General features: G+C 72.8%; 25 protein-coding genes. 14 read left to right on the top strand and 11 right to left on the bottom strand.

The annotated features are described in order from the left end of the window. Nucleotides 1–101 precede the first annotated feature (101 nt). On the top strand, nucleotides 102–707 hold the full coding sequence (gene folE / locus OG885_RS20540; RefSeq protein WP_405733659.1) for a GTP cyclohydrolase I FolE: 606 nt from the start codon (nucleotides 102–104) through the stop codon (nucleotides 705–707). A 242-nt stretch (nucleotides 708–949) separates the two neighbouring features. Here the strand turns inward: folE and OG885_RS20535 are convergent, their stop codons facing one another. From OG885_RS20535 to OG885_RS20510, 6 genes are all read right to left on the bottom strand, one after another. Further along, nucleotides 950–1,435 carry a DUF3180 domain-containing protein gene (locus OG885_RS20535; RefSeq protein ID WP_405733656.1) on the bottom strand — a complete coding sequence of 162 codons (486 nt, stop codon included), beginning with the start codon at nucleotides 1,433–1,435 and terminating at the stop codon, nucleotides 950–952. A gap of 86 nt (nucleotides 1,436–1,521) precedes the next feature. Further along, a complete protein-coding gene (gene folK / locus OG885_RS20530; protein WP_405733653.1) occupies nucleotides 1,522–2,133 on the bottom strand; it encodes a 2-amino-4-hydroxy-6-hydroxymethyldihydropteridine diphosphokinase in 612 nt (203 codons plus the stop codon). Beyond that, nucleotides 2,130–2,489: a dihydroneopterin aldolase gene (gene folB, locus OG885_RS20525; protein ID WP_399952120.1), complete on the bottom strand. Its 360-nt coding sequence runs from the start codon at nucleotides 2,487–2,489 to the stop codon at nucleotides 2,130–2,132. The genes folK and folB overlap by 4 nt, the downstream gene beginning before the upstream one ends. 272 nt (nucleotides 2,490–2,761) lie before the next feature. Beyond that, a complete protein-coding gene (locus OG885_RS20520; RefSeq protein WP_405733649.1) occupies nucleotides 2,762–3,265 on the bottom strand; it encodes a nuclear transport factor 2 family protein in 504 nt (167 codons plus the stop codon). After that, on the bottom strand, nucleotides 3,262–4,155 hold the full coding sequence (folP, locus tag OG885_RS20515) for a dihydropteroate synthase (RefSeq protein ID WP_405733646.1): 894 nt from the start codon (nucleotides 4,153–4,155) through the stop codon (nucleotides 3,262–3,264). The genes OG885_RS20520 and folP overlap by 4 nt, the downstream gene beginning before the upstream one ends. Nucleotides 4,156–4,277: 122 nt before the next feature. Further along, a complete protein-coding gene (locus OG885_RS20510; RefSeq protein WP_405733643.1) occupies nucleotides 4,278–6,089 on the bottom strand; it encodes a phosphatidylglycerol lysyltransferase domain-containing protein in 1,812 nt (603 codons plus the stop codon). Nucleotides 6,090–6,322: 233 nt separating this feature from the next. Here OG885_RS20510 and OG885_RS20505 point away from each other — a divergent pair, with 233 nt between their 5' ends. Together OG885_RS20505 and OG885_RS20500 are read left to right on the top strand one after the other, a co-directional pair. Beyond that, entirely contained in the window at nucleotides 6,323–7,450 is a 1,128-nt protein-coding gene (locus OG885_RS20505; RefSeq protein WP_405733640.1) for an alpha/beta hydrolase, read from the top strand. A 133-nt stretch (nucleotides 7,451–7,583) separates the two neighbouring features. Beyond that, entirely contained in the window at nucleotides 7,584–9,026 is a 1,443-nt protein-coding gene (locus OG885_RS20500; protein WP_405733637.1) for a hypothetical protein, read from the top strand. A gap of 107 nt (nucleotides 9,027–9,133) precedes the next feature. Here the strand turns inward: OG885_RS20500 and OG885_RS20495 are convergent, their stop codons facing one another. Both OG885_RS20495 and OG885_RS20490 read right to left on the bottom strand, forming a co-directional pair. Next, entirely contained in the window at nucleotides 9,134–10,477 is a 1,344-nt protein-coding gene (locus tag OG885_RS20495) for a PH domain-containing protein (protein ID WP_405733634.1), read from the bottom strand. Continuing rightward, nucleotides 10,474–10,977, bottom strand: a complete 504-nt coding sequence (locus OG885_RS20490; protein WP_405733631.1) for a PH domain-containing protein — start codon at nucleotides 10,975–10,977, stop codon at nucleotides 10,474–10,476. The genes OG885_RS20495 and OG885_RS20490 overlap by 4 nt, the downstream gene beginning before the upstream one ends. Nucleotides 10,978–11,008: 31 nt before the next feature. Between OG885_RS20490 and OG885_RS20485 the strand changes: the two genes are divergently transcribed. Further along, nucleotides 11,009–12,160, top strand: coding sequence for an NADH-quinone oxidoreductase subunit D (locus OG885_RS20485; RefSeq protein ID WP_399952104.1), 1,152 nt, complete (start codon nucleotides 11,009–11,011; stop codon nucleotides 12,158–12,160). Here the strand turns inward: OG885_RS20485 and OG885_RS20480 are convergent. After that, nucleotides 12,125–13,153 (bottom strand): SAM-dependent methyltransferase, encoded by a 1,029-nt coding sequence (locus OG885_RS20480; protein WP_405733628.1) that lies wholly within the window; start codon nucleotides 13,151–13,153, stop codon nucleotides 12,125–12,127. The two genes, OG885_RS20485 and OG885_RS20480, sit on opposite strands and share 36 nt — an antisense overlap. Nucleotides 13,154–13,271: 118 nt before the next feature. Here OG885_RS20480 and OG885_RS20475 point away from each other — a divergent pair, with 118 nt between their 5' ends. The 3 genes from OG885_RS20475 (at nucleotide 13,272) to OG885_RS20465 (ending at nucleotide 15,911) form a co-directional block, all read left to right on the top strand. Continuing rightward, nucleotides 13,272–14,474, top strand: coding sequence for a sensor histidine kinase (locus OG885_RS20475; RefSeq protein WP_405733625.1), 1,203 nt, complete (start codon nucleotides 13,272–13,274; stop codon nucleotides 14,472–14,474). A gap of 83 nt (nucleotides 14,475–14,557) precedes the next feature. Then, the gene (locus OG885_RS20470; RefSeq protein WP_399952098.1) at nucleotides 14,558–15,229 is read left to right on the top strand and encodes a response regulator; all 672 of its coding nucleotides are present in this window, start codon (nucleotides 14,558–14,560) and stop codon (nucleotides 15,227–15,229) included. 49 nt (nucleotides 15,230–15,278) lie between these two features. After that, entirely contained in the window at nucleotides 15,279–15,911 is a 633-nt protein-coding gene (locus tag OG885_RS20465) for an AAA family ATPase (RefSeq protein WP_405733620.1), read from the top strand. Nucleotides 15,912–15,929: 18 nt separating this feature from the next. On the opposite strand, the gene OG885_RS20460 is transcribed toward OG885_RS20465, so the two are convergent. Beyond that, on the bottom strand, nucleotides 15,930–17,030 hold the full coding sequence (locus tag OG885_RS20460) for a DUF5937 family protein (RefSeq protein ID WP_405733617.1): 1,101 nt from the start codon (nucleotides 17,028–17,030) through the stop codon (nucleotides 15,930–15,932). A gap of 154 nt (nucleotides 17,031–17,184) precedes the next feature. Here OG885_RS20460 and OG885_RS20455 point away from each other — a divergent pair, with 154 nt between their 5' ends. Beyond that, complete coding sequence (locus tag OG885_RS20455; protein WP_405733614.1) at nucleotides 17,185–17,388, top strand: hypothetical protein; 204 nt, start codon at nucleotides 17,185–17,187, stop codon at nucleotides 17,386–17,388. Here OG885_RS20455 and OG885_RS20450 read toward each other — a convergent pair. Beyond that, the gene (locus OG885_RS20450; protein ID WP_405733611.1) at nucleotides 17,347–18,555 is read right to left on the bottom strand and encodes a threonine aldolase family protein; all 1,209 of its coding nucleotides are present in this window, start codon (nucleotides 18,553–18,555) and stop codon (nucleotides 17,347–17,349) included. The two genes, OG885_RS20455 and OG885_RS20450, sit on opposite strands and share 42 nt — an antisense overlap. A gap of 174 nt (nucleotides 18,556–18,729) precedes the next feature. Between OG885_RS20450 and OG885_RS20445 the strand changes: the two genes are divergently transcribed. The 6 genes from OG885_RS20445 (at nucleotide 18,730) to OG885_RS20420 (ending at nucleotide 25,299) form a co-directional block, all read left to right on the top strand. Next, entirely contained in the window at nucleotides 18,730–19,695 is a 966-nt protein-coding gene (locus OG885_RS20445; protein WP_405733608.1) for a Rossmann-like and DUF2520 domain-containing protein, read from the top strand. Then, complete coding sequence (gene panC / locus OG885_RS20440) at nucleotides 19,692–20,693, top strand: pantoate--beta-alanine ligase (protein ID WP_405733605.1); 1,002 nt, start codon at nucleotides 19,692–19,694, stop codon at nucleotides 20,691–20,693. Before OG885_RS20445 ends, panC begins: the two co-directional genes overlap by 4 nt. Further along, nucleotides 20,690–22,405 carry an L-aspartate oxidase gene (locus tag OG885_RS20435; RefSeq protein ID WP_405733602.1) on the top strand — a complete coding sequence of 572 codons (1,716 nt, stop codon included), beginning with the start codon at nucleotides 20,690–20,692 and terminating at the stop codon, nucleotides 22,403–22,405. Before panC ends, OG885_RS20435 begins: the two co-directional genes overlap by 4 nt. A gap of 5 nt (nucleotides 22,406–22,410) precedes the next feature. Next, nucleotides 22,411–23,388: a carboxylating nicotinate-nucleotide diphosphorylase gene (gene nadC / locus OG885_RS20430; RefSeq protein WP_405733599.1), complete on the top strand. Its 978-nt coding sequence runs from the start codon at nucleotides 22,411–22,413 to the stop codon at nucleotides 23,386–23,388. Nucleotides 23,389–23,393: 5 nt separating this feature from the next. Further along, on the top strand, nucleotides 23,394–24,191 hold the full coding sequence (locus tag OG885_RS20425; protein ID WP_126273529.1) for a type III pantothenate kinase: 798 nt from the start codon (nucleotides 23,394–23,396) through the stop codon (nucleotides 24,189–24,191). A 178-nt stretch (nucleotides 24,192–24,369) separates the two neighbouring features. Beyond that, entirely contained in the window at nucleotides 24,370–25,299 is a 930-nt protein-coding gene (locus OG885_RS20420) for a hypothetical protein (RefSeq protein WP_405742801.1), read from the top strand. Nucleotides 25,300–25,454: the final 155 nt, after the last annotated feature.

The raw sequence follows: 25,454 nt of genomic DNA, 5'->3' as shown, positions 1-25,454 counted from the left end.
TCACCAGGCCCGGAATGGATGCCGCGCCCCCCAGGTTCTAGCCTGGGGGGCGCGGCGTTTTTCAGCCGTGCAGGCAGGGACACCGAGGAACGAGGCACCAGATGACCGACCCCGTGACGCTGGACGGCGAAGGCTCCATCGGCGAGTTCGACGAGAAGCGCGCCGAGAACGCCGTACGCGAACTGCTGATCGCGGTCGGCGAGGACCCGGACCGCGAGGGACTCAGGGAGACGCCGGGGCGGGTGGCTCGGGCCTACAAGGAGATCTTCGCGGGGCTGTGGCAGAGGCCCGAGGACGTGCTGACGACGACGTTCGACCTGGGGCACGACGAGATGGTGCTCGTGAAGGACATTGAGGTGTACTCGACTTGTGAGCATCATCTGGTGCCGTTCCGGGGCGTCGCTCACGTCGGATACATCCCTGCCACCACCGGCAAGATCACCGGTCTGTCCAAGCTGGCCCGGCTCGTGGACGTCTATGCCCGTCGGCCGCAGGTGCAGGAACGACTCACCACGCAGATAGCGGACTCCCTGATGGACATCCTGGAGCCGCGCGGCGTGATCGTCGTCGTGGAGTGCGAGCACATGTGCATGTCGATGCGCGGCATCCGTAAGCCGGGGGCGAAGACCCTGACCTCGGCGGTGCGCGGCCAGCTGCGCGACGCGGCGACGCGCAACGAGGCGATGAGCCTCATCATGGCGCGCTAGGCCTGTCCGGCGGATCAGGTCGCAGGAAAGCCGCGGTTCGTCATGCGGCGCCGGTGAGCGGGGTCTGGTGCGTCGGAATGCAAGGCGGAGGAGGGCGGCGCCGCGGTGGGGGCCCCTCCCGCTCGAGCGCAGCCGAGAGTGGGGGAGTCGGCAACCGACGACAACGCCGCAGGCCGGCGTGCCAGACCCCGCGTCTGCGGCATGATCCGCCGGACAGGCCCCAGGCGCCCCAGGTCGGCGCCTCAGGCCGCCGAGGTGGCCCCCGTGTTGTTGTCGTCGTCCTCCGGGAGCTTGCAGACGCGCTCCAGGAAGATGGCGGCCGCTATCACCGCGATGCCCGCCAGGACCGAGAAGCCGGCGTAGATGGCCTGGTCGCGGCGGGCGGGGATGTCGAGGGACTCCAGGAGATAGACGCCCGTGCCGCCGTACATGCCGGCGACCAGGGCGGCCACCAGGGCGCTGGCCTGGCCGAAGACGACGGCGCGGGCGGCCATCAGGGGGTCGACGCCCTTGGCCTCGGGGCGGCGCTCGCGCTGGGCCTTGAGGCGGGCGCGGATCGAGAGCGCCGTGGACAGCAGGACCACGGCGATCAGGGCGAGGACGATGGGGGCGGCCAGGGGGACGCTGGGGAGGGTCCCGATCGAGGCCCACAGGCGGGCGCCCGCCCAGGACAGGACTCCGGCGACGACGAACACGCCGGCCAGCAGCCTGATGCGCAGCTCTCTCACGGTGACCCTTCAGCTCCCCCGGATGGCAGGGACGGTGTGGTTGCCCTGATCCTTGTGCCCGACGCTCGTGCTGTTGACCTTAACGACTACTCGGGCAGCCGGAGTTCCAGGTCCTTGCGGGGTTCGACGCCGTCGCGCGTGATGTCGTCCAGGAGGCCGGAGACGGGGCCGAGGCCGGGGAGCTGTGCCTGCGGTTCCACGTCGTTCCACGGCGCCAGGACGAACGCGCGTTCGTGGGCGCGGGGGTGGGGGAGGGTGAGCGTCGGGTCGTCGGAGACGACGTCGGCGTACGCGACGATGTCGACGTCCAGGGTGCGGGCGCCCCAGCGCTCGTCGCGGACGCGGTGGAAGGCCTCCTCGACCGCGTGGGCCCGCTCCAGGAGGGAGGACGGGGGGAGTGTCGTCTTCACGACGACCACCGCGTTGAAGTACGACGGCTGGCTGCCCGGCTCGACGCCCCACGGCGCGGTCTCGTACACCGGGGAGACCGCCTTCACGCGGACGCCGGGGGTGTCCTCCAGGGCGTCGATGGCGCCCTGGAGGGTCTCCAGGCGGTTGCCCAGGTTGGAGCCGAGGGAGATCACGGCGCGCTGGGGGTTGTGCAGGGTGGTGTCGGCGGCGTCCACCTGCTGGACGACGGAGGCGGGTACCGGCTGGACGGTCGGGTCGCTCGGACCCGTGGCGAAGGACGCGGTCATACTCGGCTCCGGGTGATGGTGATCGTCACGTCGTCGAAGGGGACCGTGATCGGTGCGTCCGGTTTGTGGACGCAGACCTCGACCTCCTGGACGCCCTCGTGTTTCAGACAGACCTGGGCGATGCGTTCGGCGAGCGTCTCGATGAGGTTGACGGGCTCGCCCTCGACGACGGCCACGACCTCCTCCGCCACGATGCCGTAGTGCGCGGTCTTCGACAGGTCGTCGTCGGCGGCGGCCGGCCGGGTGTCCAGGCCCAGGACGAGGTCCACGATGAAGGTCTGGCCCTCCTCGCGCTCCTTGGGGAACACGCCGTGGTGCCCGCGGGCCTTCAGGCCGCGCAGCGCGACACGATCCACGCGAATCACTCCTGCAATCGTCGGTAATGGCCGGTTCGTACCGGGTGCGGGCGGCACACCGGCCTCGAACGAATCTACCCGCGGGCACTGACAGCACCGGTCCACGGGGGCGTGGGGCCGGGCCGGGGCCAGGAGGTTTCACCGGGTGTTTCCCCTGGGGGACCCGGCGGCTCACGGGTTGGTAGCCGCCCCTACCCAGGGGTTCGTGATCTCAACCACTTCTTGGTCCGTCCGGTGCATGGTCCGGGGCGCCCCAAGGTGCGCCTACCCACTCAGGACGGGGTCTCGTCCCCTTCGGGCTCGTCGTTCTCGGCCAGAACGGGGGAGGCGTGGTGGGACCAGAGCTTCCAGCCGGACGGGGTGCGGTGGAACACGTTGCTGGCGACCACCAGCTGGCCGACGAGCGGGCCGAGCTCCTCGCCGCCCTCGGGGGCGGGGCCGCCGCTGAGGATGTTCTCGGTACAGGTCACCAGGGCGGTGTCACCCGTGACGGAGACATGGACGTCGGTGAGGAAGAACTGGATGTAGTCGGTGTTCGCCATGATCAGCGCGTACGACCTGAGGACCTCGCCGCGGCCGGTGAGCACGGGCCAGCCGGGGTGCACGCAGGAGATCCCGCCCGCGTCTGCGGGATCGTGGTACTCCTCGTCGACGCCCAGGTCGGCGGGGGTGAGCCAGAGCGAGGAGAGTTCCTCGAAGTCGCCGCGCTCCATCGCCTCGTAGTAGGCGGTGTTGGCGGCTTCCACCTGCTCGACGTCGGTGTGGGCGGTGCTCACCGGTCTCCCTCTGCGCTGTTGTTTGCTTCGCGCGCCCCTTCCACGGCGCGCGCGACCCGCACCGCGTCCGCCGTCGCGCGCACCTCGTGCACGCGCACCGCCCATGCGCCGGCGTGCGCCGCGAGTGCGGAGACGGCGGCCGTCGCGGCGTCGCGCTCGCGGGCGGGCGGCGGGGCTGCCTCCGGGTCGGAGGCGAGGACGCGACCGAGGAAGCGTTTGCGGGAGGCGGCGACGAGCAGCGGGTGGCCGAGGGCGAGCAGGCGGTCGAGGTGGGCGAGCAGGACGAGGTCGTGCTCGGCGTCCTTGGAGAAGCCCAGCCCGGGGTCGACGACGATGCGGTCGGGGGAGACACCGCCGGCGAGGACGGCCTCCACGCGTGCGTGCAGTTCGTCGATGACTTCGGTGACGACGTCGGCGTAGATGCCCCTGACGTTGCCGCCCTCCAGGAAGCCGCGCCAGTGCATGACGACGAAGGGGGCGCCCGCCTCGGCGACGACCGGGATCATCGCGGGGTCGGCGAGGCCGCCGCTGACGTCGTTGACGAGGGCGGCGCCGGCGGCGAGGGACTGGGCGGCGACGGAGGCACGCATGGTGTCCACGGAGACGGTGACGCCCTCGGAGGCGAGGCCGCGGACGACCGGGATGACGCGCTTGAGCTCCTCGGCCTCGTCGACGCGGGTGGCGCCGGGGCGGGTCGACTCGCCGCCGACGTCGACCAGGTCGGCGCCCTCCGCGACGAGGGCGAGGCCGTGCTTGACGGCTGCGGTCGTGTCGAACCAGCGGCCGCCGTCGGAGAAGGAGTCGGGCGTGACGTTCACGACCCCCATGACCGCGCAGCGGTCCCATGCCGGTAGGCCGACGACGCGCCCGCGTCCGCTCTGCTTGCTCATACGTTCAGCCTAGGCCCCGCGCGGAGCCGTACCGGCGTGCGGCCCGAGCGGAAGCCCCCGGGCTGGAGAGGGGGTGGGGCTTCCGCCCGGGCCTGTCCTTGGGCGGCCCGGCTGTTTCGGGGTCATGCCGCGCGGACGTCTCTTTCCGCCACCGCGTGCGCGCACGCGCGTGCGGCGGTCCGGCGGCGGCGCAGGAACCGCGGCAGGGGCAGGGCGAGGTTCACGAAGCCCTCGGCCTGCATGGCGGCGAAGCCGATGCGGGGCAGGTCGCCCGAGGCGCGGTAGACGACGAAGCGGGGTTCCCAGCGGGGCTGGAACTTGGCGTTGAACTTGTACAGGGACTCGATCTGGAACCAGCGGGAGAGGAAGACCAGCAGTCCGCGCCAGGCGCGCAGTACCGGGCCCGCGCCGATCTTCTCGCCGCGCGCGAGGGCGGAGCGGAACATGGCGAAGTTGAGCGACACGCGCGTGATGCCGAACTTGGGGGCGGCCTGGAGCGCGGCCACGATGAGGAGTTCGTTCATACCGGGGTCCGCCGAGCGGTCGCGGCGCATCAGGTCCAGGGAGGCGCCGTCGTGGCCCCAGGGCACGAAGTGCAGGATCGCCTTGAGGTCGCCGTACTCACCGGGCTGTTCGTCGGTCTTGTGGGCGGTGGCGATCAGGCAGTCGCCGTCGGCGAGGTCGCCGATGCGGCCCAGCGCCATGGAGAAGCCGCGCTCGGTGTCGGTGCCGCGCCAGTCGTCGGCGGCGCGGCGGACGCGCTCCAGCTCGGCGTCGCCGAGGTCACGGACGCGCCGTACGCGGGTCTCGTACCCCGCGCGCTCGATGCGCTTGACCATCTGGCGCACGTTGCGCATCGCGCGCCCGGCGAGGGAGAAATCCGCGACGTCCACCACCGCCTCGTCGCCCAGTTCGAGGGCGTCCAGGCCGGTCTCGCGGGTCCAGACCTCGCCGCCCGTCTCCGAGCAGCCCATGACGGCGGGCGTCCAGGAGTGGGCCCTGGCCTCGTCCATGAAGCGCTCGATGGCGCCGGGCCAGGCCTCGACGTCGCCGATGGGGTCGCCGCTGGCGAGCATGACGCCGGAGACGACGCGGTAGGTCACCGCGGCCTTGCCGCTGGGGGAGAAGACGACGGCCTTGTCGCGGCGCAGGGCGAAGTGGCCGAGGGAGTCGCGCCCGCCGTGCTTGTCCAGCAGGGCCCGCAGACGGACCTCGTCGTCCTCTGTGAGGCGCGCGGCGGGGTGTTCGGGGCGGAAGGCCAGGTAGATCGTGGTGATGGCCGTGAGCAGGCCCAGGGCGCCGAGGGAGAAGGCGACCGTCCAGGAGGTGTTGCCCTGGTAGTCGACCGGGCCCTCGAAGCCGAAGAGGCCGTACAGGACGTGCGTAATGCGATCGGCCAGGCTCGGGTCGCCGACCAGCGTCCTGGGGTGGACGCTGACGATGACCAGTCCGAGGAAGAGGGAACCGGCGCCCATGAGGACGAAGTTGGCGAGCGCGCGCCAGCGGCTGCGCGGGTCGGGCAGCGCCTTGAACTGGTCGCGGTGGATCAGCAGCGGCGCGAGCAGGGCGAGCGAGATCAGCACGCCCACCGGGGAGTGGCGGTACGTGAACTGCGCGACCGCGCCGACCGGCAGCAGGACCACGGCGGCCCGCCAGGCCCGCCGCTTGTGGCGCCTGAGGCCGTGCGCGAGCAGGAGCAGCAGCACACCGGCGCTCAGCGAGAGCGCCGCGGCGAACGGCCCGAGCGCGCCGGGCAGCACCTCGGCCAGGGTGTGCATACGGCTGTGACGGAAGCGCGGGAACACCCCCGCGGCAATGTCCAGAAGCCCCACCACCGCGCAGGCTCTGGCGACCAGGACCGGGACGGCCTCAGGGCGCGGGCCGCGCAGTACGCGCCGCACACGCGGTGATCGGCTCGGAACCCCGCCCGACATTTCCTCATCTGTCCTGACAGACATCGCATCCCGTAGTTCTGCGAGAGACCTTGGATCCGGGCCCGATTCGGGCATCCGGCGACATTGCGCCCTCTAGGACGGTGTCTCGGGGAGAGAGGTTCACTCACTTCTCCAAAGCCGGTTCAAAGGCCGGGAAAAGGGCCGGACAAGCCCTCGCGAAGATCCGCGGGAGGCGCGTCGGTACGGGGAGAAAGCGCAGGCAGGAAGCAACCATGGGTCTCACGGGCAACAACGTGCTGGTGCTGGCGATCGCGTCGGCCGTGGCTCTGTTCGTCGGCACGGTATGGCTGTGGCCACGGCTGGCCCGGCGCAGCTGGCGGGCCGTCAGCGGGCGCGTGGGCCTGCTGTTCGCGACCCAGCTGGCGCTGTTCGCGGCGCTCGGGCTCGGCGCCAACCAGGCCTTCGGGTTCTACGCGAGCTGGGCCGACCTGTTCGGTCAGGAGGACGAGCAGGGCGTCGTCATGGACCACACGGCGAACAGCGGCTCCGGCGGACCGCTCCAGGTGACGGACGTGGGACGGGTCAAGGAGACCGGCAGCGGGCGGCCGCAGCGCGCCGGACAGATCCAGCAGGTCGACATAGTGGGCCGTACGACGCACATCGCGACGTCCGCGTACGTCTACCTGCCGCCGGAGTACTTCCAGCCCCAGTACCGCACGCGTACGTTCCCGGCGGCCGTGGTCCTCACCGGTTATCCGGGCACCGCGCGGGCGCTGGTCGACAAACTCCACTATCCGAGCACGGCGTTGGAGCTCGCCAAGGACGGCCGTATGCAGCCGATGATCCTGGTGATGCTGCGGCCGACGGTCGCGCCGCCGCGGGACACGGAGTGCGTCGACATTCCGAACGGACCGCAGACGGAGTCGTTCTTCGCCAAAGATCTGCCGGACGCCGTACTCGCGCACTACCGGGTGGGGAAGAAGCCGGGCAGCTGGGGCGTCATCGGTGACTCCACGGGCGGTTACTGCGCGCTGAAGCTCGCCATGCACCATCCCGAGGTGTACGCCGCGGGGGCGGGCCTTTCGCCGTACTACAAGGCGCCCATCGACCCCACCACGGGTGATCTCTTCCAGGGGAACGAGGAACTCCGCAACCGCGCCGACCTGTGGTGGTACCTCAAGCACGAGCCGGCCCCCGACACTTCACTGCTCGTCAGCAGCAGCAAGGTGGGCGAGTCCAACTACAAGGACACCCTGAAGTTCATAGAGCGCGTCAAGGAGAACGGCCGGACCCGCATCTCGTCGATCATCCTCGAAAGCGGCGGGCACAACTTCAACACCTGGCGGCGGGAGATTCCGGCGACTCTCCAGTGGATCAGCGGGCGGTTGAGCGACCGATGAGACCGGAAATGATCTTGGCGGTGTCGAATTCGGTGGCCGGTCTGATTCCTGATGTCGTGTGAAGGCCTCGGGATGGCTGTGTTTTTACGGGCCGGGGCACCACGGTTCGCCTACGCGCGGTAAGTTTCTGGCCATGCCACGTGGACGTCACCGCCATTCACCGCCTTTGCACAGGCTGCTTCCCCCGTCGGCGATCGCAGGCGTCTCGCTCGTCTGCGCCTTCGGACCCTGGGTGTTCTCGCAACAGGCCGTGCTGCGTGTCATCGCCGCGAGCGCCGCGGCGACGGCGGTGGTCGGTGCTGCCGTCATGCGCCGCTGGGACGCGCAGGCCGGCAAGCAGGTCGCCGACCTCACGCGCGCGCGTGCCGGCGACGAGTGGCGGTTCGAGGAGCGGGTCGCCGAACTGGAGACCGACCTCGAGGAGTCGCGCGAACTGCGCGCCAAGCTGGAGCAGCGGCTGCGGGCCAAGCGCTCCGAACTCGCGGGCCTGCGCAATGAGCACGCGGCGCTGCTGCGCCGGTACGCCACGGCGGAGACCGAGCGCGCGAGCGCCCTGGAGGGCCGCCGTCTCCTGGAGATAGAGGCCGCGCCGGCCCGCGCGCTGCCTCCGGTGCCGGTTCCCGCGGCCGGCGTCGAGGAGGACGAGGCTGTGGCTGCCTCGGTCGACGACGAGGCGGAGAGCGCGGAGGCGGTGGCGGGTCCGGAGGTCGTGGAGGCCGCCGACGACGAGCCGGAGACGCCCGCGATCTTCTCGCCGGAGGGTTCTCAGCTGTTCCTGCGGGCCAAGGTGGCGCTGGCGAAGCTCGACGCGGAGGCTGCCGGCAAGGGTGACGCCGACGCCGAGACGCCCGAGGAAGTCGCCGAGACGCCCGGGGAAGTCGCCGAGGCTCCCGGGGAAGTCGCCGAGGCTCCCGAGGAAGTCTCTGTGCACGCCTCCAAGGAGGCTTCCACGGACGCCTCTACGGATGTCGCTACGGATGCTCCCCAGGGCGAGGGCTCGCCCAAGGGCGACGGCTCCCCGAAGGGGGACGGCACGCCGGACGGCGACGGCGGTCCCAAGGGCGACAGCCCCACCAAGCACGTGCCGGCCCAGGCCGGCCCCGTCGCCGCCGAGGTCCACGCCTCCGGCGACTCCGCAGTGGAGGCCGCGCAGTCCGCGCAGGAGGACGAGGCGCAGGGGCAGCCCGTGGCGGCCGACGAGCACGAGCGCGCGGTCGCCATCACCCCCACCACGACGGCCAAGCCGGCCCAGCCCGTGCAGCAGCCCTCCGGACACTTCGTCGCGCCGACCGCGGTGGCCGTCGTCCCGGCGGCGCCCGTGCGGCGTCCGACGGTCGAGGGCGGTTTCGACTTCTTCGGCATGCAGAAGGCGTCCGCCGCCCTGGAGGCGGTGCAGAACGAGGACCTCGCCGACGTGGTCGGCCAGGAGGCGCTTGCGCTCCACAAGGCCGAGGCCGAGGCGGAGTTCAAGCCGGCCGACGCTCAGTCGCGCGGTGTCGGCCAGGTCATCGACCTGACGGCACACGACGAGACGGAGCAGATCGACGTGCAGGGGCTGCGCAGCGCGGTGTCCTGAGCGAGTCGCCTGGCGGTGAGGCCGCGTGGTTCCCGGTCGGGGGCCGCGCGGCCTCACCGTTTTCGTGACCAGTCGTGCCTCTGGCTCGTGGCGCGGCAGCGCCGCCGTCAGGCCATCCAGCGGTCCGGCAGCGCGTCGCGGCGTCCCGTCCGTGAGCGCTCGGCCTGCGCCCGCAGCAGCTCCGCCGCCTCCTCCGCGTCCCGCAGACGGGCTGTGACGGTCTTGCCGGCCCCCGTGTCCACATGGACGTCGGCGAGCCCCCACAGGCGCCGCCAGGGGCCTTGAACGAGCCGTACGCTCTGGACCTTGGCGTGCGGCACGAGGGCGACGCTGCGCCTCAGGAGTCCCTGCCGGGCCGCGAACACCGCGTCCGTGACGGCGAGTCCGTGGCCGCGCCACCACACCGGCACGCACCGTCCGGCGCGTCGCGGCGGCCGGGACAGCGCGGCCGGCGGCGGCACCGTCACGCCGGGCAGCACGCGCGCGACGACGGCCTCGGCGACCTCGCGCGGGGCGACCGGCACCAGCACCGAGTTGGACGACCCGGCGACGTCCAGCTCCACCCGCACCCAGCCGCGCCGCCGCCACAGCAACGGCTCCACGATCCGCACGGTCTGCACGCGCCCTGGGGGCACCGTCTCGTGCGAGCGGTCCAGGAGTCCGTGGTCGATCCGCAGTCCGTCGGGCGACTCGCCCACGGTCCAGTCGTACTCGCCGACGAACCGCCCCACGCTGCTCGCGCCCGCCGCGCCGAGCAGGGGCAGCCCGGTGGCGAGGACCGTCCACAGGCTGTGGGTGGCGAACCACAGGACGGGCGGTACGACGAGGGCGGCGACCAGCGCGCCCCAGGTGGCGCCCGTCAGGACGAGGGCGGTCGCGAGGTCGCGCGGGGGCGTGCGCAGCAGCTCGCGCGCCGGAGCCTCGCCGACCTCGTGCGCCGTCTCGGGCGCGAACCCGGCGGCGCGCGCGAGGAGTTCCGCGCGGAGTGTGCGCGCCTCACGCTCCCCCAGGAAGGCGAGCTCGTCCTTCTTGTCGGCGCCTATGACGTCGAGTTTCAGCTTGGCGACGCCCGCCACGCGCGCGAGGAGCGGCTGGGTGACGTCGACGGCCTGGATGCGTTCCAGCCGGATGTGCACGGTGCGCCGGAACACCAGACCGGTACGGATGCGCAGTTCGGACTCGGTGACCGCGAAGTGCGTGTACCACCAGGTGAGGAAGCCGTACAGGGCGGCGGCCGGGACCAGGACGGCGACCGCGATCAGCAGGGTCGTGGTGGTGAGCCGGGTCAGCTGGCGCTGCGCCTGGTCGGGGTCGTGCACCGCCCACCCGATGAGCACCGCCACGGGTGCCCACGCCCGTCTGAGCGGGGTCACGGGGTGCAGCCGCCGCTCGGTCACCGGCGGCTTGGCCCGCAGCCCGGGCACGCCGTCGTCGAGACCCGGCGTCGTCACAGGCCCGCCGATCGGGCCTCGCCGAGCTCGGTGAGCCGGTCGCGCAGCCGTTCCGCCTCGGCCGGTTCCAGGCCGGGGATGGTGGCGTCGGTCGCCGCGGCGGCCGTGTGGAGCTGGACGCTGGCGAGCCCGAAGTGCCGCTCCACGGGGCCTGAGGTGACCTCGACGAGCTGCATCCGTCCGTACGGCACGACCGTCTCCTCGCGCCACAGCACACCCCGGCTGATCAGCAGGTCGTCCGCGCGCTCGGCGTAGCGCCAGGAGGCCCAGTTGCGGCCGAGCATCACCCAGCCCCAGGCGATGGCGGCGAGCGGCAGCAGCGCGAGGGCGGCCCAGACCGGGCCCGCGAACAGGCCGAGCAGCAGACCCAGCGCGAGGGCGGTCAGCCCCAGCCACACCACCAGCAACAGCCGTCGCATCCGCAGCAGCCCAGGGGGCAGCCCGATCCACACCGGCTCGCCCGCCACCGGTTCCGTGTCCTGCCCGCTCCCCGTCTCCATAGGGTCAGCGTACGTAGGAGAGACTGTGTCCATGACTCCCACGACGGAGACCACGGTCGGTATCGGCGGCGCCGCGGAGAGCACCGACATGGTGCTCAACATCGGGCCCCAGCACCCGTCGACGCACGGTGTGCTGCGCCTCAGGCTCGTCCTGGACGGCGAGCGGATCCAGCACGCGGAGCCGGTGATCGGCTATATGCACCGCGGTGCGGAGAAGCTCTTCGAGGCGCGCGACTACCGGCAGATCATCATGCTCGCCAACCGCCACGACTGGCTGTCGGCCTTCTCCAACGAGCTGGGCGTGGTGCTCGCCGTCGAACGCATGCTGGGCATGGAGGTCCCCACGCGCGCGGTGTGGACGCGCACGCTGCTCGCGGAGCTCAACCGGGTCCTCAACCACCTGATGTTCCTCGGGTCGTACCCCCTGGAGCTCGGCGGCATCACGCCGGTCTTCTACGCGTTCCGGGAGCGCGAGGTGCTCCAGAACGTCATGGAGGAGGTCTCCGGCGGGCGCATGCACTACATGTTCAACCGCGTCGGCGGCCTCAAGGAGGACCTCCCGGCCGGCTGGACGGGACGCGCGCGTGCCGCCGTCGCCGCCGTGCGCTCCCGCATGGACGTGTACGACGACCTGGTGCTCGGCAACGAGATCTTCCGGGGGCGCACGCGGGGCGTGGGCGCTCTCGCCCCGCAGGCCGTGCACGCCTACGGCGTGAGCGGGCCCATCGCGCGCGCCTCCGGCGTCGACTTCGACCTGCGCCGCGACGAGCCGTACCTCGCCTACGGGGAGCTCCAGGACACCCTGAAGGTGGTGACCCGGACGGAGGGCGACTGTCTCGCCCGCTTCGAGGTCCTCCTGGAGCAGACCCACAACGCCCTCGACCTCGCCGACGCCTGCCTGGACCGGCTCGCCGAGCTGGAGCCGGGGCCGATCAACCAGCGGCTCCCCAAGGTCCTCAAGGCACCCGAGGGCCACACGTACGCGTGGACCGAGAACCCTCTCGGCATCAACGGCTACTACCTCGTCAGCAAGGGCGAGAAGACCCCGTACCGGCTCAAGCTCCGCTCGGCGTCGTACAACAACATCCAGGCCCTCGTGGAGCTGCTCCCGGGGACGCTGGTGGCGGACATGGTGGCGATCCTCGGGTCACTGTTCTTCGTGGTCGGGGACATCGACAAGTAGGCCGCCCAGGGGCGCGTGCTCGATGCCCACGGGCTGGAGCAGCCAGCCGAAGTCGCCGAGGCCCCCGGGTGCGGTGAGTTCGGCGGCCTCGCCGGCGCTCGCGAGGGCGCGGACGTAGGCCGCGGGTTGTGTGGTCGCCAGCGCGAGCGGGGGGCGTGCGCCTGTGATCTCCAAGGCGCGCAGTGCCTCGCGCTGCGCCAGTACGCGCCCTCCAGGGAGGGTGCACGCGTCCAGCGCGACGTGCGCCGTGATGTCGCACGACCCGTCCGGCACGGGCGCCGTCTCGCGCCCCGCGCGGAACCCGGTGAGCGTCCCGAACAGGGGGCGCGCGTCCACGGCGTGCGCGTAGTCGACCGCCACCGCGAGCCCCCGCCCCACGGACCCGACCGCGTCCGCCCACACCTCGTCCCGGGGCAGCCCGATCTCCGCCCGCAGCCCCTCCTCGGCGGGCAGCGGCCACCACCGCGCGAGCCACCGCGCCTCCGCGGCGGAGAGCTGCTCGCCGAGACGTTCGGTGCCGTCCCGCCGTACGAGCACCCGCCGCGCGACCCCCGCGGCGTCCACCTCGGCGACTTCGACCGGCACGTTGTCCAGCCACTCGTTGGCGAACAGCAGCCCGGTGATCGTGTGCGGGGGCTCGGGCAGCCACTCGATCCGGTGGTCGAGGCCGGGCGGGCGGTCGGCGATCTCCACGGCGTACGCGCGCGTGCGGGCCGCGACGTCCGCGGGCAGCGCCGCGAGCACCCCGGTGACCAGCTCGCCCCGGCCGGCCGCCATGTCGACGAAGTCGAGCGCCGCGGGCCGCTCCAGGGCCTCGTCGACCCGGCACAGCAGCCGGGCCACCGCCTCGGCGAACAGCCGCGACGCGTGCACGGACGTACGGAAGTGGCCGGCCGGGCCCTCAGGGCGGCGGTAGAAGCCGTCGGGGCCGTACAGGGCGGCCTCCGTCGCCGCCCGCCAGCCGCGCCACTCGTCCGCCGTCCCGTCCGTCACGGCGCCAGACTATGCGTACAGGGGAGCGGAGCCTCCACCTTGGGGAGTATGCCGGGGGCGCGTGGATCGACCCTCCGGTTGACCCCTGCACACATCACGCTTCCCTACGCTGGGTTACGTGCAGCGCCTCTATGACTTCCTCCGCAGGCACCCGACATGGGTCGACGGCTTCTGGGCCGTCTTCCTGTTCGGGATCTCGGTCATGTTCGAAGTCGCCGAGCAGTCGGACGAGGGCACCGACGCGGAGGCCGCGATCATCCCGGTCATCCTGCTGCTGTGCCTGGTGATCGCGCTGCGCCGGCGCATGCCGGAGAAGATGCTGCTCCTGGCCATCGCCATCGGCGTCGTCCAACTGCTGACGGACGTCTCGACGACGCCGGGCGACTTCGCGTTCCTCGTGATCGTCTACACCGTCGCCGCGACCGGCGCCCGCTGGGCGTCCCGGCTCGCGCTCGCCATGGGGCTGAGCGCGGCGTGCGTGGCGCATCTGCGGTGGTGGAACCACGACGCGAGCGCCCTGGCCAACGCGGCGCTCATCGTGTTCCAGACGGTGCCGTTCGCGCTGGCCTGGGTGCTCGGCGACTCGGTGCGCACCCGCCGCGCGTACTTCGCGCAGCTGGAGGAGCGCGCGAGCCGGCTCGAGAAGGAGCGCGAGGCGCAGGCGAAGGTCGCGGTCGCCGCCGAACGCGCCCGGATCGCCCGCGAGCTCCACGACGTGGTCGCGCACAACGTGTCGGTGATGGTGGTGCAGGCCGACGGCGCCGCGTATGTCCTCGACGCCGCGCCCGACCAGGCGCGGAAGGCCCTGGAGACGATCTCCTCGACCGGCCGCCAGGCCCTCGCCGAGATGCGCCGCCTGCTGGGCGTGCTGCGCACCGGCGAGCACCAGGAGGTCGGGGAGTACGTACCGCAGCCCGACGTCGAACAGATCGACGACCTGGTCGAGCAGTGCCGCACCTCCGGCCTCCCCGTCGACTTCAAGGTGGAGGGCACCCCGCGCCCGCTGCCCAGCGGCGTCGAGCTCACGGCGTACCGCATCGTGCAGGAGGCGCTCACCAACACCCGCAAGCACGGCGGGCCCAACGCGGGCGCGAGCGTGCGCCTGGTCTACTTCGACGACGGGCTCGGGCTGCTGGTCGAGGACGACGGCAAGGGTGCGCCCCACGAGCTGTACGAGGACGGCGGCGCCGACGGCCAGGGCCACGGCCTGATCGGGATGCGCGAGCGCGTCGGTATGGTCGGCGGCACGCTGGATGCGGGACCGCGTCCGGGCGGAGGATTCCGTATCAGCGCCCTGCTCCCGCTCAAACCGGCGCATTGACGCCTACGCACGCCCCCTGTTGACACCTGTCACGCCCCCGCCGAACGATCAAGAAGCCCTGTAGAGAGACGGAAGAGGCCCCGATGACGATCCGCGTGATGCTCGTCGACGACCAGGTGCTGCTGCGCACCGGGTTCCGGATGGTGCTCGCCGCCCAGCCGGACATGGAGGTCGTCGCGGAGGCGGGCGACGGCGTCGAGGCCCTCCAGGTGCTGCGCGCGACGGCCGTCGACGTGGTGCTGATGGACGTGCGCATGCCCAAGCTGGACGGCGTGGAGACCACCCGGCGCATCTGCCAGGAGGAGAACCCGCCGAAGGTGCTGATCCTGACCACCTTCGACCTCGACGAGTACGCCTTCTCCGGGCTGAAGGCGGGCGCGTCCGGCTTCATGCTCAAGGACGTGCCGCCCGGCGAGCTCCTCGCCGCGATCCGCGCGGTGCACAGCGGCGACGCGGTGGTGGCCCCCTCGACCACCCGCCGCCTCCTCGACCGGTTCGCGCCGATGCTGCCGAGCGCCGGCAAGGAGCCCCAGCACAAGGAGCTGGAGCGGCTCACCGACCGGGAGCGCGAGGTCATGATCCTGGTCGCCCAGGGGCTGTCCAACGGCGAGATCGCGGCCCGCCTGGTGCTGTCCGAGGCGACCGTGAAGACCCATGTGGGCCGCATCCTGACCAAGCTCGGGCTCAGGGACCGGGTCCAGGTGGTCGTCCTGGCGTACGAGACGGGGCTGGTGCGCGCCGGCGGGCACGGTTGAGTCGGGCGACCGTGACGCGCGCGTGACCGCCGCCCACTAGGGTCTGCGCATGCTCCTCTGGATCAACGGCCCCTTCGGGGGCGGCAAGACCCAGACCGCGTACGAGATCCAGCGCCGTCTGCCCGGCAGCGTCGTCTGCGACCCCGAGCACGCCGGCTTCGGGCTGCGCCGCATGCTGCCGCCCGAACTCCGCGGTGACTTCCAGGATCTGACGACCTGGCGGCAGGGCGTCGTCGAGGTCCTCGACCTCGCCCTGACCAAACACGACGGCGTGGTCATCGCCCCCATGACGGTCACGAACTCCGGTTACTTCGCCGAGACCGTGGGCCGACTCGGCGAACTCGGCCACGACGTACGCCACTTCACGCTCCTCGCCCAGCGCGAGACCGTCTTGAAGCGGCTCCGGGAGCGCGGCTTCGGGCACCTCCTTCAGTTCGTGGGCGGGAAGAACGCCGGTCTGGGGCGTGAGACCTGGGCGGTGCAACAGCTCGACCACTGTCTGGAGCGGCTGCGTGAGCCCGAGTTCGCCGAACATCTGTGGACGGACGACTCGACCGTGCCCAAGACGGCCGACCGCATCGCCGTCCTCGCGGGGCTGCGGCTGCGGCCGAACAACGAGGGTGCGCTGCGGACGCGGCTCAGGCAGGCGCGGATCGGCGTGCGGCACATCCGGTTCGACTGAGCCGCGCGGGCGGCGCGGTCAGCGCAGGATGCCCTCCAGGAAGTCGCTGCCCAGCCGGGCCACGACGGCTATGTCCAGCTGATGCTGGACATAGCGGCCACGGCGGCGCGTGGAGACCAGGCCCGCCTTCTTCAGCACGCCCAGGTGCCGGGATATCTCCGGGGCGGTCATGCCGTGCACCTGCGCCAGCTCGCTCGTGGTGTAGGCGCTGCGGGCCAGATTGCGGCAGATCCGCATCCGCACGGGGTGGGACAGCGCCGTCATCCGCAGCGCGAGCTGCTCCACGGACGAGGGAGGCGTGAGCTCCGGCGAGCCGACCGGGTACTGCACCACCGGCTGCCAGTCCCGCCGGTACAGCACGGACAGGTGGGGCCGGCCGAGACTGGTGGGTACGAGGAGCAGGGCGCCGCTCTCGGTGGCCGTACGGCCCACGCTCAGCTTGTCGACCGTGATCTCCCCGGCGGCCTCGTCGAGCGTGATCGCCGGGGAGACGGCGGCCAGGGCCTCGGCCAGGCCCTTGCGGCGCAGCAGGTCGGTCTTGTGCCGGGCGTCGGCCGCGAGCTGATGACTCAGGCGGGCCCAGGCCTGCGCGAAGAACGCCTCGTCGCAGTCCTGGAGGAACTGCCGCAGCCAGGCCCGGATCTTGGGCGGATCGGTCAGCAGCAGCTCGCTGAACCGCTGCTGCCGCGGCCCCCGCGCGGCGGCCAGCTCCAGGGCGCGGCGCCCCAGCTCGGTGTCGGCGAGCGGACTGGGGCCGACGCCGTAGGGCATCGCGCAGCTGAACTCCAGGGCCGCGTCGACGAACTGCTCGTCACTCAGCTTGTCCAGCAGGTCCAGTTCCTCGGCGAGCGTGGCACCGGGGAGGGCGCCGCCCGGCACGCCCGCGTACGGCAGGAACAGGTCCGAGAACGTCGAGCGCCACAGGAAGTCCGCGTCGCACATCCGGTCGGCCAGATGCGGGTCCAGGCCGGCCGTCACGCCCGTCACCCACCCCTGCAGGCCCGGGTGGTGCCCCGGCTCGGCCAGCGCGTGCAGCGCCATCCCGAGCTCGGCCAGGGGCGAGGGCACGACGGCGACCCCTTCCGGCCGCAGCCCCGTGATGTCGATGCGCACGCTCATGCCCTCATGGTGCACCCGGCCACTGACAACGCCGTCCCCGATTGACGGCGGCCGTCAATCGGCGCGACTTCGCCGCCGTACCGGCGCAACCTGGGAAGACGGGGCAGCCGCGGCCCCCGCCCCGTCGGAGCACGTCCCGAGAAGGCGATCAGGCATGAGCATCACGCAGCAGTACCTCCTCGACACCTACCGCGCCCAGCAGCACGGCGAGCCCGCACCGCCCGCGCCCGGCGCGCACGACTGGCGGGTCGTGCGCGAGTGGCGGGACTACCGCCTCTTCCGCGCGGTGCTCGCCGAACGGCCCGCGCGGCGGCGGCTACGGCGCCTGCTGGGCGGCCGGCTCCGCCCCGGCCACTGAGCCCTGCGGCAGCCGGGCCACGAAGTCCGCCACCGCCGCCTTCACGTCGTCGGCCGTCCACCCCAGGCCGGCGGCGGCGACGGTGACCTCGGCGAGGGCCAGGCCCGGTCCGCCGCGGTCCCAGTAGCCGGTGAACAGATACGTCCCGGTCTCCTCGGCCTGCCGCAGCGCCGCCTCGACCAGTACCTCGGGGTCGTAGGGCAGCCAGACCTGGAACTGGTGGGTGTGCGGTTCCTCGGGGTGCACGCGCGCCCACGGCACGCCCGCCTCCGCGAACCCTTCCCGCAGGGCGGCGGCCACCACGCGCGCGTGGCGGACGTACTCCGGCAGTCTGGGCAGCTCGCGCTCCAGGCCGACGAGCGCGGACAGCGCCGTCGGGAACTGCTGGAAGGCCGTCCCGCCGTACCGGTGCCGCCAGGTCTTCGCCTCGTCCACCAGCGTCTTCGGGCCGGCCAGCGCCGCGCCGGCGAAGCCTTCGAGCGACTTGTAGAACGACACGTAGACGCTGTCCGCCAGGCCCGCGATCTCTTCCAGGGGGCGGCCGAAATGGACGGTGGTCTCCCACAGGCGCGCGCCGTCGAAGTGCACCACCGCGTCGCGCTCCCGCGCCGCCTCCACGACCTCGGTGAGCTCCTCCCAGGTGGGCAGGACGAATCCGGCGTCGCGCAGCGGCAGTTCCAACATCAGCGCGCCGAAGGGCTCGTCGAAGTCACGCACCTCGTCGGCGGTGGGCAGCCGGGGCTCACTCGTCAGGCGCACCGGGCGCAAGCCGCTGACCTGCGTGAAGGCATGGCGTTCGTGAACCTCGGGGTGGGCCAGCGGATGCAGGGCGACCGCGGGGTTCCCGGTACGGGCCGCCCAGCAGCGCAGGGCGACCTGCTGGGCCATCGTGCCCGTCGGGAAGAACGCCGCGGCCTCCTTGCCCAGCAGGGACGCGACCCGCTCCTCCAGGGCCGTCACGACCCCGTTGCCGTAGATGTCCCCGGGCTCGTCCACGTCGTGGACCTCGGGGGCGGCCTGCGCCAGCGCCGCGAGCCGCTCCCGCATCGTGCCGCTCACCCCGCCGCGCCACAGGACCCGACCCGCCGCCCGTACGGCGTTGCGGCGCCGCTCCCGCAGCAGCTCCTCCGCCGACTTCTCGTCCACCTGCTCCGCAGCATCGCTCATGCCCGGGATCATCCCTCGCGGCCCGCCCTGCGGGCACCCGCATTTCCGTCCGCCCGCAGCGTGGGGAAACCCACAGCCTGTGGACAACCGGACGCCCCTGGAACCAATCGCGTTAACATGACGAGAAATCGTCCGGTACCCAGATGCGGACTGGAACGGGAAGGCCTCCGTCGCGTGAGTACAAGCCAACAGCCAGACCCCAGGGACCGCCCCGCGCGCCTCACCGTCGGCGTCGTCGGCGCCGGACGCGTCGGGCCCGCGCTGGCCGCGTCCCTCCAGCTCGCCGGGCACCGCCCGGTGGCCGTCTCCGGAGTCTCCGACGCCTCCCGCAAGCGGGCCGCGGAACTGCTCCCGGATGTCCCGCTCGTGCCGCCCGCCGAGGTCCTCCAGCGCGCCGACCTGGTCCTGCTGACCGTCCCGGACGACACCCTGCCCGGCCTCGTGGAGGGCCTCGCCGAGACCGGCGCCGTACGGCCCGGACAACTGCTGGTGCACACCTCCGGGCGGTACGGCGCGAAGGTCCTCGACCCCGCCCTGCGCGCGGGCGCGCTGCCGCTGGCCCTGCACCCCGCGATGACCTTCACCGGCACCCCCGTCGACGTCCACCGGCTCGCCGGCTGCTCCTTCGGGGTCACCGCCCCCGAGGAGCTGCGGATGGCCGCCGAGGCTCTCGTCATCGAGATGGGTGGCGAGCCCGAGTGGATCGCCGAGGAACACCGGCCGCTCTACCACGCGGCGCTCGCGCTGGGCGCCAACCACCTGGTCACGCTGGTCGCCCAGTCCATGGAACTGTTGCGCGAGGCGGGCGTCACGGCCCCCGACCGGATGCTCGGCCCGCTCCTCGGCGCCGCCCTCGACAACGCCCTGCGCTCCGGCGACGCGGCCCTGACCGGCCCCGTCGCGCGCGGGGACGCCGGCACCGTCGCGGCGCACGTCGCCGAACTGCGCAAGCACTCCCCGCAGACCGTCGCCGGATACCTCGCGATGGCCCGCGCGACCGCCGACCGGGCGCTCGCCCACGGGCTGCTCAAGCCCGAGCTCGCCGAGGACCTCCTCGGGGTACTCGCCAACGGGACCAACGGAACCAACGGAACCAGCGGGCCTCACGGCACCGACGGCACCGAGGGAGACGCCGGATGACCACCACCCTGCTGCGCACCGCCGACGAGCTCCACGCACGTGTACGCGCCGGCCGCCGCGCCGTCGTGATGACCATGGGCGCCCTGCACGAGGGGCACGCCACCCTGATCCGCACCGCGCGCGAGATCGCGGGGCCCGAGGGCGAGGTCGTCGTCACCGTCTTCGTGAACCCCCTCCAGTTCGGCCAGGGCGAGGACCTCGACCGCTACCCGCGCACCCTTGACGCCGACATCAAGATCGCCGAACAGGCGGGCGCGGACGCCGTGTTCGCACCCTCCGTGGACGAGGTCTACCCCGGCGGCGAGCCCCAGGTCCGCGTCAGTGCGGGCCCCATGGGGGAGCGCCTGGAGGGCGCCACGCGCCCCGGGCACTTCGACGGCATGCTCACGGTCGTCGCCAAACTGCTGCACCTCACCCGGCCCGACGTCGCCCTCTACGGACAGAAGGACGCCCAGCAGCTCGCCCTCATCCGGCGCATGGTGCGCGACCTGAACTTCGGCGTCGAGATCGTCGGCGTACCCACCGTGCGCGAGGACGACGGCCTGGCCCTGTCCAGCCGCAACCGCTACCTCTCGCCCCAGGAGCGCCGCACGGCGCTCGCGCTCTCCCAGGCCCTGTTCGCGGGCCGCGACCGGCACGCCGCGCAGGAGGCGCTGCGGGCCCGGGCGCGTGAGGTGCCCGCCACGCACGCGCGTGCCGAGGCGCTGAGCGCCATAGGGGAGTCCCGCGCGGCCGCCGACGCGCACGCCGTCGCGAAGGCCATCCCGGGCGCCCCCTCGGCCGTGCGCTCCGCCGCCCGCCTCGTCCTCGACGACGCCGCGCGCCTCACGCCGCCCCTGGAGCTGGACTATCTGGCGCTGGTCGACCCCTCCGACTTCAGCGAGATCAAGGACGACTTCACCGGTGAGGCCGTCCTCGCCGTCGCCGCCCGGGTGGGGACGACCCGGTTGATCGACAACCTTCCGCTCACTTTCGGAACCTTCGGAGCCGCCTCGTGACCAGGACAGGCATACGACTGCACGCGCCCGCACCGGGGTGGTCGATCGACGCGGACGTCGTGGTCGTGGGCTCCGGCGTCGCCGGTCTCACCGCGGCCCTGCGCTGCGAGGCCGCGGGCCTCAGGACGGTCGTCGTCACCAAGGCCCGCCTCGACGACGGCTCCACCCGCTGGGCACAGGGCGGCATCGCCGCGGCCCTCGGCGAGGGCGACACCCCCGAGCAGCACCTCGACGACACCCTGGTCGCGGGCGCGGGCCTGTGCGACGAGGAGGCTGTCCGCATCCTCGTCACCGAGGGCCCCGACGCCGTACGCCGCCTCATCGAGACCGGCGCGCACTTCGACGAGTCCGAAGAGGGCGGCCTGGAGCTCACCCGCGAGGGCGGCCACCACCGGCGCCGCATCGCCCACGCGGGCGGCGACGCGACCGGCGCGGAGATCTCCCGCGCCCTGGTCGAGGCGGCCCGCGCGCGGGGCGTGCGCACCATCGAGAACGCGCTCGTCCTGGACCTGCTCACGGACGCCGACGGCCGTACGGCGGGCGTCTCACTGCATGTCATGGGCGAGGGCCAGCACGACGGCGTGGGCGCCGTGCACGCCCCCGCGGTCGTCCTCGCGACCGGCGGCATGGGCCAGGTCTTCTCCGCGACCACCAACCCGTCCGTGTCGACCGGCGACGGCGTGGCCCTCGCGCTCCGCGCGGGCGCCGAGGTCTCCGACCTCGAGTTCGTCCAGTTCCACCCCACCGTGCTCTTCCTCGGCCCCGACGCCGAGGGCCAGCAGCCCCTCGTCTCCGAGGCCGTACGCGGTGAGGGCGCCCACCTGGTCGACGCCGACGGCGTGCGCTTCATGGTCGGCCAGCACGAACTGGCCGAGCTCGCGCCCCGCGACATCGTCGCCAAGGGCATCCTGCGCCGCATGCTGGCCCAGGACGCCGAGCACATGTACCTCGACGCCCGGCACTTCGGCGCCGACATGTGGGAGCACCGCTTCCCGACGATCCTCGCCGCCTGCCGCGCCCACGGCATCGACCCGGTCACCGAGCCCATCCCGATCGCCCCGGCCGCCCACTACGCCTCCGGCGGCGTGCGCACCGACTCCCAGGGCCGTACGACCGTTCCCGGCCTGTACGCGTGCGGCGAGGTCGCCTGCACCGGCGTGCACGGCGCGAACCGGCTCGCGTCGAACTCCCTCCTGGAGGGCCTCGTCTACGCCGAGCGCATCGCCGCGGACATCACGACGGCCCACGCGGCGAACGGCCTCCACGCGCGCGTGCCCGAGCCGGTCGAGCACCCCGACAAGCCCGCGCACCCCCTTCAGTCGCCCGAGGCCCGCTTCGCGATCCAGCGGATCATGACGAGCGGCGCGGGCGTCCTGCGCTCAGCCGCGTCCCTCGACCAGGCAGCCGAACAGCTCCAGCGGCTGCACGCCGAGGCCCGTGACGCCCTCGACGAGAACGGCAAGACCGCCGAGCCCGGCGTCGACACCTGGGAGGCCACCAACCTCCTGTGCGTGGCCCGCGTCCTGGTCACCGCCGCCCAGCGGCGCGAGGAGACCCGCGGCTGCCACTGGCGCGAGGACCAGCCCGACCGCGACGACGCGGCATGGCGCCGCCACATCGTCGTACGGCTGAATCCGGACCGCACCCTCGCCGTGCACACCACGGATACCGCAGACTTCCCCCCGACCCGCCGGCCTCTTCAGGAGCAGTGACAGTAGTGAGCACCGACGACCTTCCCCTCGCCTCGTCCGGCGGTTGCGGCGACGGCTGTGCCTGTGGCGCGGACGGCGGCGAGGAGTACCTGGAGTGCGGACTGGACCCCGCGCTCGCCCAGCTCCTGGCCGACGCGGGGCTCGACCCCGTGGAGGTCGAGGACATCGCCAACGTGGCCATCCAGGAGGACCTCGACCACGGGGTGGACGTGACGACCGTCGCGACCATCCCCGACGACGCCGTCGCCACCGCCGACTTCGTCGCGCGCGAGGCGGGCGTCGTGGCCGGCCTGCGGGTCGCCGAGGCCGTCGTCTCTGTGGTCTGCGAGGCCGAGTTCGAGGTCGAGCGGCACGTCGAGGACGGCGACCGGGTCGAGGCCGGGCAGAAGCTGCTGTCGGTCACCACGCGCACGCGTGACCTGCTCACCGCCGAACGCAGCGCGCTGAACCTGCTGTGCCGGCTGTCGGGCATCGCGACCGCCACGCGCGCGTGGGCGGACGTGCTGGACGGCACGAAGGCACGCGTGCGTGACACGCGGAAGACGACGCCGGGCCTGCGGTCGCTGGAGAAGTTCGCGGTGCGCGCGGGCGGCGGCGTGAACCACCGGATGTCGCTGTCCGACGCCGCCCTGGTCAAGGACAACCACGTGGTCGCCGCCGGTGGCGTCGCCCAGGCCTTCAAGGCCGTACGGGAGACGTTCCCGGACGTGCCGATCGAGGTCGAGGTCGACACCCTGCACCAGCTGCGCGAGGTCGTGGACGCGGGCGCGGATCTGATCCTTCTGGACAACTTCACGCCGGGCGAGTGCGAGGAGGCGGTGGCGCTCGTGCACGGGCGGGCCGCCCTGGAGGCCTCGGGCCGGCTGACCCTGGACAACGCGCGCGCGTATGCCGACACCGGCGTCGACTACCTCGCCGTAGGAGCCCTGACGCACTCCTCGCCGATCCTGGACATCGGTCTCGACCTGCGTGAGGCGGAGTAGTCGCGATGCTCCTCACGATCGACGTAGGCAACACCCACACCGTCCTCGGCCTGTTCGACGGCGAGGAGATCGTCGAGCACTGGCGCATCTCCACGGACGCCCGCCGCACGGCCGACGAGCTCGCGGTGCTGCTCCAGGGCCTCATGGGCATGCACCCGCTGCTCGGCGACGAACTGGGCGACGGCATCGACGGCATCGCCATCTGCGCGACGGTCCCCTCGGTGCTGCACGAGCTGCGTGAGGTCACGCGGCGCTACTACGGCGACGTGCCGGCGGTCCTCGTCGAGCCCGGCGTGAAGACGGGCGTGCCGATCCTGACCGACAACCCCAAGGAGGTCGGCGCGGACCGCATCATCAACGCGGTCGCCGCGGTCGAGCTCTACGGCGGCCCCGCGATCGTCGTCGACTTCGGTACGGCGACGACGTTCGACGCGGTCTCCGCGCGCGGGGAGTACATCGGCGGGGTCATCGCGCCCGGCATCGAGATCTCGGTCGAGGCGCTCGGCGTCCGCGGCGCGCAACTGCGGAAGATCGAGGTGGCCCGGCCGCGGAGCGTGATCGGCAAGAACACGGTCGAGGCCATGCAGTCGGGCATCATCTACGGCTTCGCCGGCCAGGTCGACGGCGTCGTCAACCGGATGGCCCGGGAGCTGGCGGAGGACCCGGACGACGTGACCGTGATCGCCACGGGCGGACTCGCGCCGATGGTCCTCGGGGAGTCCTCGGTGATCGACGAGCACGAGCCGTGGCTGACGCTGGTGGGGCTTCGGCTGGTGTACGAGCGGAACGTGTCGCGGATGTGATCCGTCGGGCGAGAGCGAGGGCGCGGGTGGCGGCTGTGCCCCAACCGTCGGCGCCGGGCGCGCGGTGGCGTGAGGGCAACCGGGTGGCCCCTCACGCCACGCCCATCCGCTATGTCGAATTTGTCTGATTAGCGCGTATCGTCGCCGCATGCCCACGCCATACGGATCCCGCGGCGGCATGGCGTTCGGTGTGGAGGAGCTGCGTGTGCTCCGCCGCGCTCTCGCCCTCGCCCTTCACCCCCGAACCGCCTCGGCCGAGGACGTCCAGGACTGCCTCCGCCTCGCCGACTCCCTCGACGAGGCGATGTGTGAGGGCGCCCGGCTGCGTGCCTTCCTGGTGGCCGACCTCGCCCGGTACCGCGACGCCCTGCCCGGCACCGCCGCCGGCTACCTCACCCTCCTGGAGGAGGCGCTGGGAGCCGGGTACCGCCCCGACCCCGACGACCTCGCCGCGCTGCGCGCCCTGCGCGGCAACCCCATCGCGGCCGCCCTGCTGGACCGCTGCCAGAAACTCGCCGAGCAGGACGTGCGCGCCCGTCTGGCCCGCGGCACGGCCCGCCGGGCCACTCCGGCCGTCCCGGCCTCCCGCACCCGCCTCCTGGCCCTCCCTGGGGGCCTCTCGGCCGCTCCGGCGGGCTCCGAGGGGGACGTGGGCAAGGGATCCGGCGGGGAACCGGACCGGAAACCGGGCGGGGGCTCACGCGAAAGCGACTCCGGGAAGCGACCCGGAGAGCACGGCGAGACGTGGCACGAGTCCCGGCCCGGGGTGTCCGGTGTGCTGTCCGGCGAGGTCCGGCCCGGGGTGTTCGGCGTCAGGGCCGGCGAGGTGCGTGTCGGAGGCTTCGCCGAGGTCCCCGGCGGGGCCCGCGTCTCAGGCCTCACCGAAGCAGCCGGCGGGGCCCGTGTCGGAGTGCGCGGCGAGGCCTCCGCTGAGCAGCCGGAGAAGCCGGCGGCCCCCGTGAAGAAGAAGCCCGCGGAGAAGCCGGGCCCGGCGCCCGCGGCCCCCAAGCCGGGACGCCCCATTCCCACCCCGGGCGAGGTCTTCCCGCGCCGGAAGCCCGCACCGCCCCCGCCCGCGAGCCCGCCGCAGCAACTCGCCGCGGGCTGACCCGCCAGGCGTTCGCCACGACAGACATCTACATCGACATCGACAGCGGCATCGACATCGCCCGCGGGGCCGGGGTTCTTTCCTTCCCGGCCCCGCGGGCGCGTGCGTAGGGGCCTTCCTGGCCCGGTCGGTGACCACCCCGGGCCCGCGCGCGT

It is taken from the genome of Streptomyces sp. NBC_00028 (genome assembly GCF_045041065.1).
In the GTDB taxonomy this organism is placed as follows: Bacteria; Actinomycetota; Actinomycetes; order Streptomycetales; family Streptomycetaceae; genus Streptomyces.
This window is presented reverse-complemented; position numbering and strand designations above follow the sequence as displayed.